Here is a 16,056-nt window from a genome sequence, read left to right on the forward strand (position 1 = left end):
GATTTATCCTCCACAGGCTGCTTTAATCACAATCAGGTTGTCATTCTCGTGCAGGCTGAATTCGTTCCATTGCGGACGTGGGATCATTTGGTTGTTCACAGCGATGGCAATGCCGTTTTCGGGAAGTTGCAATTGCGTGGCAAGCCCGGTGATGGTGCTTGCGGTAGTTTCCACTTCTTTGTTGTTCACTTGTACTTTCATATTCGTATATGTATTTATAGATAAATGAAAGTAAATACAAAGAGAGTGCATGCGGAGAGAAACGATAAGAAGAAATACACAATCCCTTCGGCAGTACTAACTGCATCAGGTTCTTAGGGTATGATCTCAGCCACCGGGTGGCACCCCTTTGTCTTTACGGGAGCAAAGTAAGTGAAAAAGGAGATAAGAAAAAAGTAAATCAGGGATTATTTCACCACGGAGTAGGCAGAGAGTGGTGCAGAGGAAACAAAAGACGCAGAGGACACCAGAGTCAAATTCGTTCTTTTCCCGAATTTGAAACTCTGTGTCCTCTGCGTCCTCTGTGGTGAATACTTCTGAATTACAGTCGTTTTTCCACTACATCCCAGTCGATGATCTCCCACAGTTTATTTACGTGGTCGGCCCGTCGGTTCTGATAGTCGAGATAATAAGCGTGTTCCCACACATCGAATCCCAGTAGCGGTTTTAGTCCGGCACGCACCGGGTTGCTTCCATTGGCTTCTTTGGTGATATGCAGTTTCCCGTTTTTATCCACAGACAGCCAGGCCCATCCCGAACCGAACAATCCTACGGCAGCCGCATTAAATTCTTTCTTGAAGTTCTCAAAGCTTCCGAAGTCGCGTTTAATGGCTTCTCCCAACTTACCTTCCGGTTCGTTTTTCGCCGGTTTCGGTGCGAATTGCAGGAAGTAGAGTGTGTGGTTCAGCACCTGTCCGGCATTGTTGAAGATGGCTCCGTCGGGAGCCGAAGCTACGATGGCTTCTACTGTTTTTCCTTCAAATTCGGTGCCCGGAACGAGGCTATTGAGATTGTTTACATATGTTTGAAGATGTTTACCATAATGGTAATCAATGGTCTGCTGACTGATTACAGGTTCCAGCGCATTGTTTGCGTACGGAAGTTTAGGCATTTCGTAAGTCATGGTTGTAAATATTAAAGACATTAATAATGTATTCATAAATTCAAATCTTTTATTTCATTTCTATAAATATATAACGGGATATAGGGCCTAAATGTTCGGAGTTGTCCAAACTTTCCTCTATCTTTGCCAGTGAATAGAGATTTAACAGATAAATTTTATGCCCGACTATATCGAAGAACTTAATGAAAGCCAGCGTGCAGCGGTGCTCTACGGTGATGGTCCTTCACTGGTCATTGCCGGTGCCGGTTCCGGAAAGACACGCGTACTTACTTATAAGATAGCCTATCTGCTCGAGAACGGTTACAATCCCTGGAACATCCTGGCACTGACTTTTACTAACAAAGCCGCCCGTGAGATGAAAGAGCGCATTGCCCGGCAGGTGGGCGAACAGCGTGCACGGTATCTCTGGATGGGTACATTCCATTCGGTGTTCTCCCGTATTCTTCGTGCCGAGGCATCCCACATCGGGTTTACGTCACAGTTCACCATCTACGACTCGGCGGACAGCAAGAGCCTGCTCCGTTCCATCATCAAGGAGATGGGGCTTGACGAAAAGACCTATAAACCCGGCAGTGTACAGGCTCGCATTTCCAATGCCAAGAACCATTTGGTGTCTCCTTCGGGCTATGCTACCAACAAGGAGGCTTACGAGGCAGATGCTGCGGTCAAGATGCCTGCCATACGCGACATTTACAGCCGTTACTGGGAGCGTTGCCGGCAAGCCGGAGCAATGGATTTCGATGATTTGCTGGTCTATACCTATATTCTTTTCCGCGATTTTCCCGAAGTGCTGGCGCGCTATCGTGAGCAGTTCCGTTATGTGCTTGTCGACGAGTATCAGGACACCAACTATGCGCAGCACAGCATTGTGTTGCAGCTCACTAAGGAGAATCAGCGTGTTTGTGTGGTGGGTGACGATGCGCAGAGCATCTACTCTTTCCGGGGAGCCGACATTGACAATATTTTGTATTTCACCAAGATATATCCCGACACAAAAGTCTTCAAGCTGGAGCAGAATTACCGTTCTACCCAGACCATCGTCCGTGCAGCCAACAGCTTGATCGAAAAGAACGAGCGGCAGATCCCCAAAGAGGTTTTCTCCGAGAAAGAACGGGGGGAAGCCATCGGTGTATTCCAAGCCTACAGCGATGTGGAAGAGGGCGATATCGTGACCAATAAAATCGCTCAGCTGCGTCGCGAACACGATTATGGCTATTCTGATTTTGCGATCCTTTACCGCACCAATGCCCAAAGCCGTGTCTTCGAGGAGGCCTTGCGTAAGCGGAGCATGCCTTATAAGATTTACGGCGGCCTCTCTTTCTATCAGCGTAAGGAAATAAAAGACATCATAGCTTATTTCCGTCTGGTGGTCAATCCCAACGACGAAGAGGCGTTCAAGCGGATTATCAATTATCCGGCACGCGGTATCGGTGATACTACGGTGGGGAAGATTATCAAAGCCGCCACCGACAACAATGTCAGCCTGTGGACTGTGCTGTGCGACCCCATCACTTACGGACTTACTATTAATAAAAATACACACACCAAGTTGCAAGGCTTTCGTGAACTGATCGAACAGTTCATGACCGAGGTGGCGGAGAAGAATGCCTATGAAATAGGTACGGCAATCATCCGCCAGTCCGGTATTATCAATGACGTCTGTCAGGACAATTCGCCCGAAAACCTGAGCCGCAAAGAGAACATCGAGGAACTGGTGAACGGTATGAATGATTTCTGTGCCATGCGTCAGGAAGAGGGGAACACAAATGTTTCACTGATCGACTTTCTCTCCGAAGTATCCCTGCTCACCGATCAGGATTCCGATAAGGAGGGAGATGGTGAGAAGGTGACTTTGATGACGGTGCATTCTGCCAAAGGGCTGGAGTTCCGCAATGTATTTGTGGTAGGGTTGGAAGAGAATCTCTTCCCCAGTGGCATGGCGGGCGATTCACCGCGCGCGATGGAAGAAGAACGCCGCCTGTTCTACGTCGCCATCACCCGTGCCGAGGAACACTGTTTCCTCTCGTTTGCCAAAACCCGTTTCCGTTACGGAAAGATGGAGTGCGGCAGTCCCAGTCGGTTCCTGAGGGATATCGACACCCGCTTCCTGCAACTTCCGCAGGAGGCAGCTTTAGGCCGTAGCGTTGACGAAGGAGCCGGCCGTTTCCGCCGCGAAATGGAGGAGGGATACTCCCGCCGTCCGTCTGCCGAGCGTTTTTCTGCCCGTCCGTCTGCCGACCGTCCGCAGCGTGAACGTCCGAAGGAGCAGATCATTGCTCCGACCGTCCCCCGTAACTTGAAGAGGGTGAGTGGTACCACGGTATCCCCATCGGTAGCTCCCGGAGCCGGCATTACAGGTGTACAACCCGGGCAGACCATTGAACACGAGCGTTTCGGCATAGGTCAGGTGATTCGTGTCGAAGGTTCGGGCGACAATGCCAAAGCAACGATCCATTTCCGTAATGCGGGCGATAAACAGTTGCTGCTGCGTTTTGCGAGATTTAAAGTAATAGAATAATTATTCACCACAGAGTAACACAGAGTTCACAGAGGAAGAATTTAAGATCTTTCTATAAACCTGGAAAATAAAAACTCCGTGTCCTCTGTGTCCTCTGTGGTGAACCTTGTAGTTGACTATGATAGATTTTACCCAATTTCCCTCTCCGTGCTATATCATGGAGGAAGAATTGCTGAGAAAGAACCTCAGTCTGATAAAGAGTGTGGCCGACCGGGCCGGAGTTGAAATCATCCTTGCTTTCAAGTCTTTTGCCATGTGGCGTTCATTCCCTATTTTCAGGGAATACATCGGACATTCCACGGCAAGCTCCGTCTACGAGGCGCGCCTGGCACTCGAAGAGTTCGGCAGTAAGGCACACACTTATTCTCCGGCTTATACCGAAGCCGACTTTCTGGAAATCATGCGTTGCAGCAGTCATATCACGTTCAATTCCATGGTGCAGTTCCACCGGTTCTACCCGATGACCGTAGCCGGAGGCAGTGACATTTCTTGCGGCATTCGCATCAATCCCGAATATTCCGAAGTGGAGACCGAACTCTATAATCCGTGCGCTCCCGGCACCCGTTTCGGCATCACTGCCGATCTGCTGCCCGAACAGTTGCCGCAGGGGATCGAGGGTTTTCATTGCCATTGCCATTGTGAATCATCTTCGTTCGAACTCGAGCGTACTTTGCAACATCTTGAAGAGAAGTTCTCCCCGTGGTTCTCTCAGATAAAGTGGCTCAACCTGGGAGGCGGACATCTGATGACCCGTAAAGATTATGATACCGGGCACCTGATAGGCTTGTTGCAGGGCTTAAAGAAACGTTATCCGTATTTGCGCATCATCCTTGAGCCCGGTTCGGCTTTCACCTGGCAAACCGGGGTACTGACTTCCGAGGTGGTAGATATTGTCGAGAGCCGTGGTATCCGTACCGCCATTCTTAACGTCAGCTTTACCTGTCACATGCCCGACTGTCTGGAAATGCCTTATCAACCGGCCGTTCGCGGGGCGGTGATGGGAGAGGAGGGACCGTTTGTCTATCGGCTCGGAGGTAATTCCTGCCTGAGCGGAGACTATATGGGTTCCTGGAGTTTCGATCATGAATTGCAGATCGGCGAACGTATCGTTTTTGAAGATATGATACATTATACGATGGTAAAAACAAATATGTTCAACGGGATTCACCATCCTGCCATTGCTTTGTGGACGGCGAGTGGAAATGCTGAAATCTTCAAGCAATTTTCCTATGAAGATTATCGCAATAGAATGAGTTGATAATCAAAACATTTGTCGTTTGGCAAAAACAAAATGCACATTTTCCTGAGAAAAAAGTATCCCGAATGCTTGCAGATATCAAGAAAATGCCTACCTTTGCAACCGCAATCGAGAAACAACGGTTGCAAATGCGGAAATAGCTCAGTTGGTAGAGCATAACCTTGCCAAGGTTAGGGTCGCGAGTTCGAGTCTCGTTTTCCGCTCTCTTTGAAATGTTGGAAACCTTTTGCCCAGGTGGCGGAATTGGTAGACGCGCACGTTTCAGGTGCGTGTGTCGAGAGGCATGCAGGTTCGAGTCCTGTTCTGGGCACAAAAGGTGAGAATAGTTCAAAGCTTTAATCGAGATTGGAGAGGTGGCGGAATTGGTAGACGCGCTACTTTGAGGGGGTAGTGACATTACTGTCGTGGGAGTTCGAGTCTCCTTCTCTTCACATTCTTTATTAAAGTTGTTTTGCGGAAATAGCTCAGTTGGTAGAGCATAACCTTGCCAAGGTTAGGGTCGCGAGTTCGAGTCTCGTTTTCCGCTCAACAAGAATGTCGGTTATCTGTTCCTCTCCATTTAAACAGCAGATTCCTGATTAGTCAATGCCCAGGTGGCGGAATTGGTAGACGCGCACGTTTCAGGTGCGTGTGTCGAGAGGCATGCAGGTTCGAGTCCTGTTCTGGGCACTACATTGCGGAAATAGCTCAGTTGGTAGAGCATAACCTTGCCAAGGTTAGGGTCGCGAGTTCGAGTCTCGTTTTCCGCTCAAAGAAAAAGGAAGTTGAATCATTTGATTCAGCTTCCTTTTTTTTGTTTACCGTTTACCGTTGCTTTAAGATAACAGTCAGCGTTAAATATTCGCAAGAGTTTATATTTTGCTTGTTTAATTGTATCTAATTGGTTACATTTGTGGTATGAAAGCAACAGATAAGAAAGGTAACGATATACGTGAACTTTATTTCTCGGATGAATTTGTTGAATTCTATAGTATGTTACAGGATAAAGTAAAGGTTAAATTTGAGCATACGATGGATATTATTAGAACTGAGTATGTACTTAGCACGAAGTTTGTGAAGCACTTGGAAAATAAAAATTTATACGAGATGCGGGTGTCTGTAAATACCAATGAATACAGAACTATTCTTTTTGCTGTTGATAATGATAATATCATTCTTTCAAAAAAAATACTACTTCTGAATGGTTTCTTAAAGAAGTCCACAAAGGATTATAGTAAACAAATAAAGATTGCAGAACGAATATTAAAAGACTTTGAGCTATGAGAAAGTTAGATGAAAATAAATTAGCCGGATTGCATACGGCAGGTGAACTGCTGGACAGCAAATATGGGGAGGTCGGAACTGAGTCTCGCACAACTTTTCATGAGAAGTCAATAGCATGGTATTACGGCGAGATATTACGTGATCGCCGAAAGCAATTAAAGATAACTCAACAGGAACTGGCTGAAAAGGTTGGTACTGCAAGAAGTTATATTGCCCGTGTGGAAAAAGGAGAGACGGATATTCAAATTTCAAGTTTTTTCCGCATAGCTCGTGCTCTTGGAATAGAGTTTACTCCTACGTTTTTATGATTGAGTAAGAATGATTTGAATAATAAATTTGTTTTATATTTGTGAAGCTGAGATTTTTTAATAGTTTAAAAATGAACGGAGCTCACCACAGATTACACAGATTAACACAGATTGAGAAATAGATAAATCTGTGATAATCCGTGTAATCTGTGGTGAAAAACATTAAAAACTCCGTGAGACTCTGTGAATCTCTGTGGTGAATTTAAAAGCTTTCCTCTTTCACCTCAAAGCACGGGCATGCCTTGATCCACTCTTCGGGTCCTATCTCTCCGTTTTCGTTCAGGTCCGGACTCAGATCCCTGTGTCCGCATACCCTGCTTCCGGGATACTCCTTCAGCAATACTTTCACCAGTACCCGCATCGAATGTTTTTGCCATTCTGTCCGGGTGTCCTTTGGTTGTCCGTTGCAGTCCAGCCCTCCTTCGTAGCAGATGCCTATGGAGTGTGCGTTGAATCCCTTGGCATGCGCTCCGGCCCGTTCCACCGGTCGGGTAGTGATGATCTTCCCATCCTTGCGTATGTAGAAGTGATAGCCCGCTCCTTCGAATCCCCGTCTTCGGTGACACTCCTCCAGGTCATGCTCCGTGAAGCAGCGGTCTTCTCTGGTTGCGGAGCAGTGAATAACGATCAGATTGATTTCTCTCATAGTTCCGGTTCTATTTTTCGGTGTTCCCCCCGCGGAGAAACATCAGGAATGCCAGTAGGCATTCCAGTATTTTTTGTATTTTCTTCATTGTTTTTGCTGTATTAAGTTTGTTTCACCACAGATTTCACAGATTATCACAGATAAAGATTTATTTTCTCTGTAATCGAACTTAAAATTTAAATCTGTGTAAATCTGAGTAATCTGTGGTGCGGATTTATGCCGTCGGGTCGTCCACAATGCCCCCGTCTCCGCTTCCTCCGCCTTCTGCGTTTCCTCCTGCCGATACCAGTGCGAAGTTCACGTTGTTCGGGCTTCGGGTCATGCTCCGGCTGGCGTTCACCAGCTTCATTGCCTTATCGGGTATGAACCGCACGTTCACCCGCTTGATATTCTTCACCGTGCACTCCTTCTCGGTTTCGCCCGGCAGGCAGGTCAGCGTCATGTGGAAGGTTCCCAGTCCTTCTATTTTCACTTTGTTTCCCTGCGTCAGCACCTTTCGCAGCTGTTCCACCAGCGCCTCTATGGTGTGTTTCACATCGCCCGTTGTCAGGGCGCAATTGGTCTGGATATCTTCCGCCAGTGCGTCGATATCTACGATTTTGGCTGTTCCGGCCTTTTGACGGATGTAATACAACACGGGAGAGTTCTCCTGATTGACATACTTCTTGCGCTGATAGCGCTCCACTGATACTTCCATACAATAAAAAGTTAAGGTTTAGGTTAATAAATTTCTTGTCTCAATCACTACGTAAAGATACGAAATCAAACAGGCAAAGTCAAGTAAAATGATGAAAATAACGATGTGTATGTTAAGAAAACGGAGCCTCTATCTGGCATTCTTTTTTATCCATCCCATGGGCGGAACGTAGTCGCCGATTTTTGTCATGCTCTTGTTGTGTCCGAAGTATACGTTTCCCGTTTCCCCGTTGCGGTGTTTGGCGATGATGGCTACTCCCAGTCCCTCCGTCGGATATCCGCTTTGTTTGTCTGTTGCCAGATGTGCCAGTGCCGGACGATAGAGGAGGAGCACCAGGTCGGAATCCTGTTCGATGGCTCCACTCTCACGCAGGTCGGCTAATTCCAGACGTCCGTACGCCCTGTTTTCGGAGCCACGGTTGAGTTGGCTTAGCAAGATGACCGGGATGTGCAGCTCTTTGGCCAGCAATTTTGCTTTACGGCTTGCCTGTGCCACCTCTTGTTCCCGGTTCCGGTTGGTTTGTTCGGTGCGCATGTCACACAGTTGCAGGTAGTCGATAATGATAAAGTCACACTTCCCTTTGCTTTGCAGCAACCGGGCGCTCGAGCGTACACGGTCCATGCTCATATCCGGGTTATCGTCTACGCAGATGGGGAGCCTTGCCAGTTCTCCGGCCGTTTGCCTGGCCTGTAGCCATGTTTCCTGTGATAGCTTTCCGCTTCGCCAGAGGTATGGGTCCATTTCTCCTGCCGACAGGAGCCAGCGGTCGCCCAACCGCTCGGCTTGCATCTCGAGGCTGTACACCACCGTGTGGTGTCCGGCCGTTGCCGCAGCTTTTGCCAGATGGAGTGCAAAGGCGGTTTTCCCCACTGCCGGACGGGCAGCGATGGTGATCAGATCGCTGTTTTGCCATCCTCCTGTCATCTTGTCCAGTTCGGCCAGTCCGGTGGGGATTCCGGTCACTCCGTCCTTATTTTTCTGCATGCGTCCTTCCGCTTCGGTCAGGGTTGCCTGCATCAGCGTGTCCATATCGCGCAACTGCCTGTTGTGCCCACATGCCCCTTCCAGCCTGTCCAGCAGGTTGTGTCCATCCACTAACGTGTCTGTCAGGTCGATGGTTTCGTCGCCGGAGAGTGTCAGCAGTTTGCTGAATCCCACGATCATTTCCCTTCGGATGTACTTTTGGTGAACGATGCGTGCGTGATATTCCAGGTGTGCCGAACTTGCCACCCGACTGCTCAGTTGGGTGATGTAGAACGGCCCTCCGGCATCGTCCAGCTTTCCACGTTTGCGAAGCTCCTCAGTGACGGTGAGGATGTCGATGTTCGTACCGGTGTGGAACATCGCCTGCAATGTGGCGTAAATCAGTTGATGACGGGTGACATAGAACATTTCCGGTTTCAGCAGTTCGTCAATCAGTGCCATGCCTTCTTTTTCAATCAGGCAGGCTCCGAGGATGGTTTCCTCGAGTTCGGGTGCTTGGGGTTGTAGCATATTGTTTAGATGGTATATGGTTTGGGGTATAGTTCACCACAGAGGACACAGAGGGCACAGAGAAATTTCTCTCTCTTCAATATCCCATAATAAAAGCTTAAAACTCTGTGCTCTCTGTGCCCTCTGTGGTGAATAATCTTAAAATTCGTATTCGTTCAGAAACGCCTTATCTTCCAGATATGTGGCTGCCTGTTTACAGAAGCGTATGTCCTTTTGGTGGGTGTAATACTCCTCGATGTTTTCCAGTGCCAGTTTCTTTTCCGTTACTGTCAGTTTTTTCCATTCTTTCCGGGCACGGGCTATGTTTATCTTATCTTTTTGGGTGACCCGGTGATAAAGATCCCAGAAGTCGGCAAAGCCTTCCATCGCATGGCTGTCCCGGGTGGTGGTGGCTTTTTTATGTCCGGTCCAGAGGTCATAGTCTGTTACCCGGAGCAGGGTGATTCCGGCGGGATTCTCTACCGCCTCCATGATTCCGGATTTGAACAACGTTTCGAAGAAGTGTCGGGTACGGTATCGGCTCCATCCCAGTGTCTTTTCCCACTGTTTGTAGGTATATACGGTTTCACCCCGCCGGCAAACGATCCGGTTGCCTTGTACACAAACCTCCGTATCGGAGTAGTTGACCCGCGTCAATACCTGTATCCATGCTTCCAGGTAGCCCTCGGTTTGCGATCCGGTTTTGAAGAAATCTTCGATCATGGATTTGGGAATCAGGATATATCCTTTTTTCAGAATTGTCTCGGTCGGTGCGTTCATGGAATTTCGTTTTAAAGGTTATTGAATGTGCCGTCCTTTTCCGAACGGCATGACAAAGCTACGCATAGAAGGGCAAGGATGCAAAAGATTGGTGCAGATTGGTGCAGATTGGTGCAAAAGTGTACGGCGATTCCTATTGCCGTCCTACGCACACTCTACCGGGGTGAAACCGAGCCTTGTTTTCACCCTTTCAGACCCTCTGTTGCCGTCATTCAGAGCCTCCAAATCACCAACACGGACACCAACATGCTTTCGGACTTGTAGTCCGTTGTCCGTCAGTTGTTTACGGAGGCTGTTCCGGAAGCCGCCAACATGCAGACCTGCACATAAATAAATAATAAGCAAAAAGATATATTAACATATATCAGTCGAATTTGCGATCGGCGAACAGTTTTTGGACCCGATCCTCCGGATGTTCGCGTAGCCATTGGTACACCGTGTCGGGCATTCCCCAATGCTGTATCACGATACAGATTTGCCGGGGTGTCAGCAGTGTATTGGAGCGTTTGTATCCTGCTTCCAGTAGTTCGGCATGCAAGTCCGGATATCGTTCTATCTGCTCACGCATCTGTCTGCCCGCCGAGCGGGGATAAACACAAGTTGTAAAATACGCCATCGCCACGTCCGACAGCAGGCAGCTTCCACTCAGCAGCCAGTCAAAATTTAAGTCTTTCATTCTTGTTGTTTTTGTTTACGTGGCAAAGTAGCATATTCTCAGCTTATCGAGAAAGACTTTTTTACTATGTAACGGAACTGAATGCTTGCATGGGTTTTGTTCTGTTCTTTCACCACAGAGGACACAGAGGACACAGAGATTAATTAGCTGCGCTCTATTTGTTTTCAGACGAAAGAACAGATGAACCAATAAAGAATTATCTGTTCTTTTGTTCTTCTGTCTAAAAAAACTCTGTGTCCTCTGTGTCCTCTGTGGTGAAATCGTTTTTATCCCGGTTTTGAGCAAAAATCCTCCTCAGTTGTTATTTACAGAAATAAAGATCATCCATACATAAAACCAACACCATGGAAAAGAATATTTTCAAACTGGACAACGAACAACTCAAAGGAATTGCCTATGCATTCCGGGAGAAAGTGGAAGAAGGATTAAGTAAAAAAAATGCAGAGATACAATGTATTCCTACCTTTATTCTGCCCAAGGCGGCCGACGTCAAAGGGAAAGCCTTAGTCCTCGATCTGGGAGGTACCAACTACCGGGTGGCGATTGTCGATTTCACGCAAGAAAAGCCGGTCATCTACCCGAACAATGGCTGGAAGAAAGACATGTCCGTCATGAAGTCGCCCGGCTATACGCGCGAAGAACTGTTCAAAGAACTGGCCGATCTGATTGTGGAGATAAAACGGGAAGAGGAAATGCCTATTGGCTATTGTTTTTCTTATCCCGCCGAATCAGTGCCCGGAGGAGATGCAAAGCTGCTTCGTTGGACCAAAGGAGTGGATATCCGGAAAATGGTCGGGCAGTTTGTGGGGAAACCTTTACTCGACTATCTGAATGAAAAGAATAAAATAAAATTTACAGGCATCAAAGTTCTGAATGACACGATCGCCAGTTTGTTTGCCGGGCTTACCGACAAGAGTTACGACGCCTATATCGGCCTGATTGTCGGGACCGGTACGAATATGGCCACTTTTATTCCCGCTGACAAGATAAAGAAACTGGATCCGGCATACAGTGTAGAGGGTTTGATTCCTGTCAATCTGGAGTCGGGCAACTTTCATCCGCCATTCTTGACAGCGGTGGATGATACGGTGGATGCAATGTCCGACAGCATGGGCAAACAGCGTTTTGAGAAAGCGGTGTCCGGCATGTATTTAGGGGATATCTTGAAAGCGGCCTTTCCGTTGGATGAATTTGAAGAAAAGTTCGATGCCCGGAAGCTGACTGCCATCATGAACTATCCGGATATCCATAAAGATATTTATGTGCAGGTGGCTCGTTGGATCTATAGCAGATCGGCCCAACTGGTTGCCGCGTCCCTTGCCGGACTGATCGCATTGCTGAAATCATACAACAAAGATATTCATCGGATTTGTCTGATAGCCGAAGGAAGCCTCTTCTGGAGTGAGAGCCGGAAAGATAAAAGTTACAACATTCTTGTGATGGAGAAATTGCAGGAACTTCTTCGCGAACTCCAACTGGAAGATGTGGAAGTTCATATCAATAACATGAGCAATGCCAACCTGATAGGAACCGGTATTGCAGCACTGATTTGATTGTATTTGGGGTAATATAATTCACCACAGAGTACACAGAGGATATATTTCGCTATACGCCCCGTTCGCATTCTTTTCGAAACGGTAGTACACGGAGGATACAGAGGATATATTTCTCTTAAATGTCCTAATAAACAAGAGATTAAAACTCTGTGTCCTCTGTGTCCTCTGTGGTGAATAATACTCAAAACCATTCTTTTAAGACACAACACGTAAAATACAAAAGAAAATGTTATCTTTGTATTTATAAGTTTGTCTGTTATTTATCCGGAATAAAAGAATATGAGCAATAAAATCTATCCTATCGGGATACAGAATTTTGAGAAAATCCGTAAAGAGGGCTTTTTCTATATTGATAAAACAGCATTGGTTTATCAAATGGTAAAGACCGGGAGTTATTATTTTCTGAGCCGTCCCCGTCGCTTTGGAAAAAGTTTGCTTGTTTCTACCCTCGAAGCCTATTTTCAGGGAAAAAAGGAGCTCTTTGAAGGGCTGGCGATGGAAAAGCTCGAGAAAGAATGGATAAAACACCCGATATTGCATCTGGATTTGAATATAGAGAAATATGACTCACTGCAAAGTCTTGAGGATATATTGGAGAAAGCAATTGTGGCATGGGAGAAACTCTATGGAGCTGAACCTTCGGAGCGCTCTTTGTCTCTGCGCTTTGCCGGTGTCATAGAGCGTGCTTGCAAGCAGGCGGGGCATCGTGTAGTCATTCTGGTCGACGAATATGATAAGCCTATGCTGCAATCCATCGGGGATGAAGAATTGCAAAAAGAGTTTCGCAAGACGTTGCAAGCCTTTTATGGAGCCATCAAAACAATGGATGGATACATCCAGTTTGCTTTTCTGACCGGTGTCACCAAGTTTGGTAAAGTGAGTGTGTTCAGTGCTTTGAACAATCTGATTGATTTGTCGATGGACGAACGTTACGTGGCATTGTGCGGCATCACTGAAGAGGAAATACGGACCAATCTGGAGCAAGAGTTGTACGAACTTGCCGACAGGCAGAGGATGGGTTATGAAGAGGTGTGCCGTGAATTGAAGGAATGCTATGACGGGTATCATTTTGTGGAAGATTCGATCGGCATTTACAATCCTTTCAGCCTGCTGAATACGTTCTATAAAATGAAATTTGGAAATTATTGGTTTGAAACGGGTACTCCTACCTATTTGGTAGAACTGTTGCAGATGCATCACTATGATCTTCATAAAATGGCGCATGTGGAAACCGATGCGGATGTATTGAACAGCATCGACTCTTCCTCTACCAATCCTATTCCTGTGATTTATCAAAGCGGTTACCTTACCATTAAGGGGTATGACCGTGAATTTGGAATTTACCGTTTGGGATTCCCGAACCGTGAAGTGGAGGAGGGGTTCATGAAATTCCTGCTTCCCCACTATGCGAATACCGATAAGGTAGAAGCTCCGTTTGAAGTTCAGAAGTTTGTCCGTGAGATTCGCGCCGGAGACTATGACTCTTTCTTCCGCCGTTTGCAAAGTTTCTTTGCGGATACCACTTACGAGATAATTCGCGAGCAGGAACTCCATTACCAGAATGTGCTTTTTGTTGTCTTCAAGTTAATGGGGTTCTATACCAATGTGGAATATCGCACAAGTGAAGGGCGCATCGATCTCGTTTTGCAAACAGATAAATTTATTTATGTGATGGAATTCAAACTGGATGGTACCGCTGAAGAAGCTCTCCGCCAGATCAACGAGAAACATTATGCGCAACCTTTTGCGGCAGACAGCCGTAAACTTTTTAAGATTGGTGTAAACTTCAGTGCCAAAACCCGCAACATTGAAAAGTGGATTGTTGAATTTTAATATACAACACGTAAAACACAAAAGAAAATGTTATCTTTGTATTCATGGGTATAAGGATAATAAAGAAGGGACAATTGTTGCATCCCTTACATTCTTGTAACCAAATGTGAGAATCTAAAAAATAATTGTGTACATTTGCAAAAGACTAACTTCAATGCCCCATGGATACACCGATCAATGCCCCGCTTAGAAAACTCCCGATAGGGATACAGAGTTTTGAGAAACTGCGCTCCGAAAATTTCCTTTATGTAGATAAGACCGCATTGATTTACCGACTGGCTCAAGCGGGTAATCCCTGTTTCCTGAGCCGTCCCCGCCGCTTTGGCAAAAGCCTGTTGCTGTCTTCTTTCGAGGCGTACTTTCAAGGTAAGAAGGAACTCTTCCGCGGATTGGCTATCGAGAAATTGGAAAAAGAGTGGCTACAATATCCCGTGCTGCATCTCAGCCTCAATGCGGAGAAGTATGACAGTCGTGAGGGGCTGGTCGATATACTTGAGCGGCAGTTGCGGCAGTGGGAAGAGTTATACCGGACGGGAGGAGAAGGCATTACGCACTCCGGACGTTTCATGACCGTCATCCGGCGCGCCTGCGAACAGACGGGGCGCCGCGTGGTGGTGCTTATCGACGAATATGACAAACCCTTGCTGCGTTCGTTCGACAATCAGGAATTGCAACACGATTTCAGGGAGACGCTGACCGCTTTCTATACTGTGCTCAAAGATGCCGACCCTTGGTTGCAGTTCGTCTTCATTACCGGAGTGACCAAGTTCGCGCAAATGGGCATTTTCAGTAATCTGAACCAACTGAACGATATCAGTTTCGACCTCGACTATAACACCCTCTGCGGCATGACCCGTGCGGAGATAGAAGCTACCTTCTCTCCCGAATTGGAAGCCTTGGCAGTGAAAAGTGATGCGACCTGCCGGCAGGTGATGGATCGGCTGACTCGCCAATATGACGGATACCGGTTCACCAAAGACGAGGAATTCACCTCCATGTACAATCCTTTCAGCGTGTTGAGTGCCTTGCAGAAGCGTTCGTATGGCAATTACTGGTTTGCGAGCGGCACGCCCACCTTCCTGGTGGAGATGCTGCAGAAGACCGATTTCGACCTGAGGGAGATGGAGGGCATTGAGGTGAATGAGGCTTCGCTGAGCGACGACCGCGCGGATATAAACAATCCGATACCCATGATTTATCAGAGCGGATATCTGACGATTAAGGACTACGACGAGCGCTTCCGGATGTACACGCTGGGGTTCCCCAATGAGGAGGTGAAATATGGTTTCCTCAACTTCGTCAGTCCCTTCTACACTCCTATAGCCCAGACAGACACCTCGTTCTATATCGGCAAGTTCATCCGCGAGTTGGAGAGCGGCGATGTAGACGCTTTCCTCACGCGCCTGCGCTGCTTCTTTGCCGGTATCCCCTACGACCTGAACGACCGTACGGAGCGGCATTATCAGACGGTGTTCTACCTCGTCTTCCAACTTATGGGGCAGTTTACGGAAACGGAGGTCCGGAGTGCCCGGGGGCGTGCCGATGCGGTGGTGAAGACACCGGACTACATCTACGTGTTTGAGTTCAAACTGAACGACAGCGCCGAGGCTGCCTTGAGGCAGATTGATGAAAAGGGATATCTGCTGCCCTATCAGGCGGACGGGCGGAAAGTAGTGAAGGTGGGTGTAGCCTTCGAGAAGGAAGAACGGAATATTGGGGAGTGGGTGATAGGAGGATAACTCACCACAGATTACACAGATTCTCACAGAAGTGTACGGGCGATACGAAAAGAATATATTTTGTAGTTTGAAAGAAAAGTTCTATATTTACAACCAATAGAACCTGCCAAGCCTCTTAACAATGCTCAAATAGGCGGGTCGTTTTTTTATATACTCCCCAACAATACATTACTCTTTTAAAGAGCA

The 16,056-nt window shown here is 47.2% G+C and carries 15 protein-coding genes, 6 tRNA genes and 1 riboswitch; of the genes, 13 read left to right on the forward strand and 8 right to left on the reverse strand.

The features are described from left to right. Window positions 1-3 precede the first annotated feature (3 nt). The gene (thiS, locus tag KO473_RS07085) at window positions 4-201 is read right to left on the reverse strand and encodes a sulfur carrier protein ThiS (protein ID WP_005806415.1); all 198 of its coding nucleotides are present in this window, start codon (window positions 199-201) and stop codon (window positions 4-6) included. A 65-nt stretch (window positions 202-266) separates the two neighbouring features. Further along, window positions 267-359, reverse strand: a riboswitch (TPP riboswitch). A 182-nt stretch (window positions 360-541) separates the two neighbouring features. Further along, window positions 542-1,159, reverse strand: coding sequence for a superoxide dismutase (locus tag KO473_RS07090; protein ID WP_005778049.1), 618 nt, complete (start codon window positions 1,157-1,159; stop codon window positions 542-544). A 121-nt stretch (window positions 1,160-1,280) separates the two neighbouring features. Between KO473_RS07090 and KO473_RS07095 the strand changes: the two genes are divergently transcribed. From KO473_RS07095 to KO473_RS07140, 10 genes are all read left to right on the forward strand, one after another. Then, window positions 1,281-3,641, forward strand: coding sequence for an ATP-dependent helicase (locus KO473_RS07095; RefSeq protein WP_122130454.1), 2,361 nt, complete (start codon window positions 1,281-1,283; stop codon window positions 3,639-3,641). 118 nt (window positions 3,642-3,759) lie between these two features. Beyond that, window positions 3,760-4,899 (forward strand): carboxynorspermidine decarboxylase, encoded by a 1,140-nt coding sequence (gene nspC / locus KO473_RS07100; protein WP_216035094.1) that lies wholly within the window; start codon window positions 3,760-3,762, stop codon window positions 4,897-4,899. 130 nt (window positions 4,900-5,029) lie between these two features. Beyond that, window positions 5,030-5,102 (forward strand) — tRNA-Gly (locus KO473_RS07105). A gap of 25 nt (window positions 5,103-5,127) precedes the next feature. Then, a tRNA-Leu gene (locus KO473_RS07110) sits at window positions 5,128-5,209 on the forward strand. A 37-nt stretch (window positions 5,210-5,246) separates the two neighbouring features. Further along, a tRNA-Leu gene (locus KO473_RS07115) sits at window positions 5,247-5,330 on the forward strand. A gap of 22 nt (window positions 5,331-5,352) precedes the next feature. Further along, window positions 5,353-5,425 (forward strand) — tRNA-Gly (locus tag KO473_RS07120). A gap of 61 nt (window positions 5,426-5,486) precedes the next feature. Further along, a tRNA-Leu gene (locus tag KO473_RS07125) sits at window positions 5,487-5,568 on the forward strand. Window positions 5,569-5,575: 7 nt separating this feature from the next. Beyond that, window positions 5,576-5,648: transfer RNA gene (locus KO473_RS07130), tRNA-Gly, on the forward strand. 148 nt (window positions 5,649-5,796) lie between these two features. Beyond that, complete coding sequence (locus KO473_RS07135; protein WP_005820449.1) at window positions 5,797-6,162, forward strand: type II toxin-antitoxin system RelE/ParE family toxin; 366 nt, start codon at window positions 5,797-5,799, stop codon at window positions 6,160-6,162. Beyond that, complete coding sequence (locus KO473_RS07140; protein ID WP_005820447.1) at window positions 6,159-6,470, forward strand: helix-turn-helix domain-containing protein; 312 nt, start codon at window positions 6,159-6,161, stop codon at window positions 6,468-6,470. The genes KO473_RS07135 and KO473_RS07140 overlap by 4 nt, the downstream gene beginning before the upstream one ends. A gap of 202 nt (window positions 6,471-6,672) precedes the next feature. On the opposite strand, the gene KO473_RS07145 is transcribed toward KO473_RS07140, so the two are convergent. From KO473_RS07145 to KO473_RS07170, 6 genes are all read right to left on the reverse strand, one after another. Further along, on the reverse strand, window positions 6,673-7,116 hold the full coding sequence (locus tag KO473_RS07145) for an N-acetylmuramoyl-L-alanine amidase (protein ID WP_005820445.1): 444 nt from the start codon (window positions 7,114-7,116) through the stop codon (window positions 6,673-6,675). Window positions 7,117-7,330: 214 nt separating this feature from the next. Beyond that, the gene (locus tag KO473_RS07150) at window positions 7,331-7,813 is read right to left on the reverse strand and encodes an HU family DNA-binding protein (RefSeq protein WP_005820443.1); all 483 of its coding nucleotides are present in this window, start codon (window positions 7,811-7,813) and stop codon (window positions 7,331-7,333) included. Window positions 7,814-7,942: 129 nt separating this feature from the next. Further along, complete coding sequence (dnaB, locus tag KO473_RS07155) at window positions 7,943-9,307, reverse strand: replicative DNA helicase (protein WP_005820440.1); 1,365 nt, start codon at window positions 9,305-9,307, stop codon at window positions 7,943-7,945. A 138-nt stretch (window positions 9,308-9,445) separates the two neighbouring features. After that, window positions 9,446-10,066 carry a hypothetical protein gene (locus KO473_RS07160; protein WP_005820438.1) on the reverse strand — a complete coding sequence of 207 codons (621 nt, stop codon included), beginning with the start codon at window positions 10,064-10,066 and terminating at the stop codon, window positions 9,446-9,448. Between the two features lie 144 nt (window positions 10,067-10,210). After that, window positions 10,211-10,411 (reverse strand): hypothetical protein, encoded by a 201-nt coding sequence (locus KO473_RS23385; protein WP_232303442.1) that lies wholly within the window; start codon window positions 10,409-10,411, stop codon window positions 10,211-10,213. Window positions 10,412-10,430: 19 nt separating this feature from the next. Continuing rightward, the gene (locus KO473_RS07170; protein WP_005778027.1) at window positions 10,431-10,742 is read right to left on the reverse strand and encodes a DUF4248 domain-containing protein; all 312 of its coding nucleotides are present in this window, start codon (window positions 10,740-10,742) and stop codon (window positions 10,431-10,433) included. A gap of 344 nt (window positions 10,743-11,086) precedes the next feature. Between KO473_RS07170 and KO473_RS07175 the strand changes: the two genes are divergently transcribed. The 3 genes from KO473_RS07175 to KO473_RS07185 all read left to right on the forward strand — a co-directional run bounded on the left by KO473_RS07175 (window position 11,087) and on the right by KO473_RS07185 (window position 15,870). Further along, on the forward strand, window positions 11,087-12,295 hold the full coding sequence (locus KO473_RS07175) for a hexokinase (protein WP_005820435.1): 1,209 nt from the start codon (window positions 11,087-11,089) through the stop codon (window positions 12,293-12,295). 282 nt (window positions 12,296-12,577) lie between these two features. After that, the gene (locus KO473_RS07180; protein ID WP_216035095.1) at window positions 12,578-14,131 is read left to right on the forward strand and encodes an ATP-binding protein; all 1,554 of its coding nucleotides are present in this window, start codon (window positions 12,578-12,580) and stop codon (window positions 14,129-14,131) included. Window positions 14,132-14,292: 161 nt separating this feature from the next. Continuing rightward, entirely contained in the window at window positions 14,293-15,870 is a 1,578-nt protein-coding gene (locus tag KO473_RS07185) for an ATP-binding protein (RefSeq protein WP_005820432.1), read from the forward strand. Window positions 15,871-16,056 lie beyond the last annotated feature (186 nt).

The sequence above is a fragment of the Bacteroides sp. HF-4919 genome, from assembly GCF_018860125.1.

Coding starts and splice junctions, on each gene's coding strand:
- thiS (WP_005806415.1), bottom strand. CDS start 201: ATGAAAGTACAAGTGAACAACAAAGAAGTGGAAACTACCGCAAGCACC.
- KO473_RS07090 (WP_005778049.1), bottom strand. CDS start 1,159: ATGAATACATTATTAATGTCTTTAATATTTACAACCATGACTTACGAA.
- KO473_RS07095 (WP_122130454.1), top strand. CDS start 1,281: ATGCCCGACTATATCGAAGAACTTAATGAAAGCCAGCGTGCAGCGGTG.
- nspC (WP_216035094.1), top strand. CDS start 3,760: ATGATAGATTTTACCCAATTTCCCTCTCCGTGCTATATCATGGAGGAA.
- KO473_RS07135 (WP_005820449.1), top strand. CDS start 5,797: ATGAAAGCAACAGATAAGAAAGGTAACGATATACGTGAACTTTATTTC.
- KO473_RS07140 (WP_005820447.1), top strand. CDS start 6,159: ATGAGAAAGTTAGATGAAAATAAATTAGCCGGATTGCATACGGCAGGT.
- KO473_RS07145 (WP_005820445.1), bottom strand. CDS start 7,116: ATGAGAGAAATCAATCTGATCGTTATTCACTGCTCCGCAACCAGAGAA.
- KO473_RS07150 (WP_005820443.1), bottom strand. CDS start 7,813: ATGGAAGTATCAGTGGAGCGCTATCAGCGCAAGAAGTATGTCAATCAG.
- dnaB (WP_005820440.1), bottom strand. CDS start 9,307: ATGCTACAACCCCAAGCACCCGAACTCGAGGAAACCATCCTCGGAGCC.
- KO473_RS07160 (WP_005820438.1), bottom strand. CDS start 10,066: ATGAACGCACCGACCGAGACAATTCTGAAAAAAGGATATATCCTGATT.
- KO473_RS07170 (WP_005778027.1), bottom strand. CDS start 10,742: ATGAAAGACTTAAATTTTGACTGGCTGCTGAGTGGAAGCTGCCTGCTG.
- KO473_RS07175 (WP_005820435.1), top strand. CDS start 11,087: ATGGAAAAGAATATTTTCAAACTGGACAACGAACAACTCAAAGGAATT.
- KO473_RS07180 (WP_216035095.1), top strand. CDS start 12,578: ATGAGCAATAAAATCTATCCTATCGGGATACAGAATTTTGAGAAAATC.
- KO473_RS07185 (WP_005820432.1), top strand. CDS start 14,293: ATGGATACACCGATCAATGCCCCGCTTAGAAAACTCCCGATAGGGATA.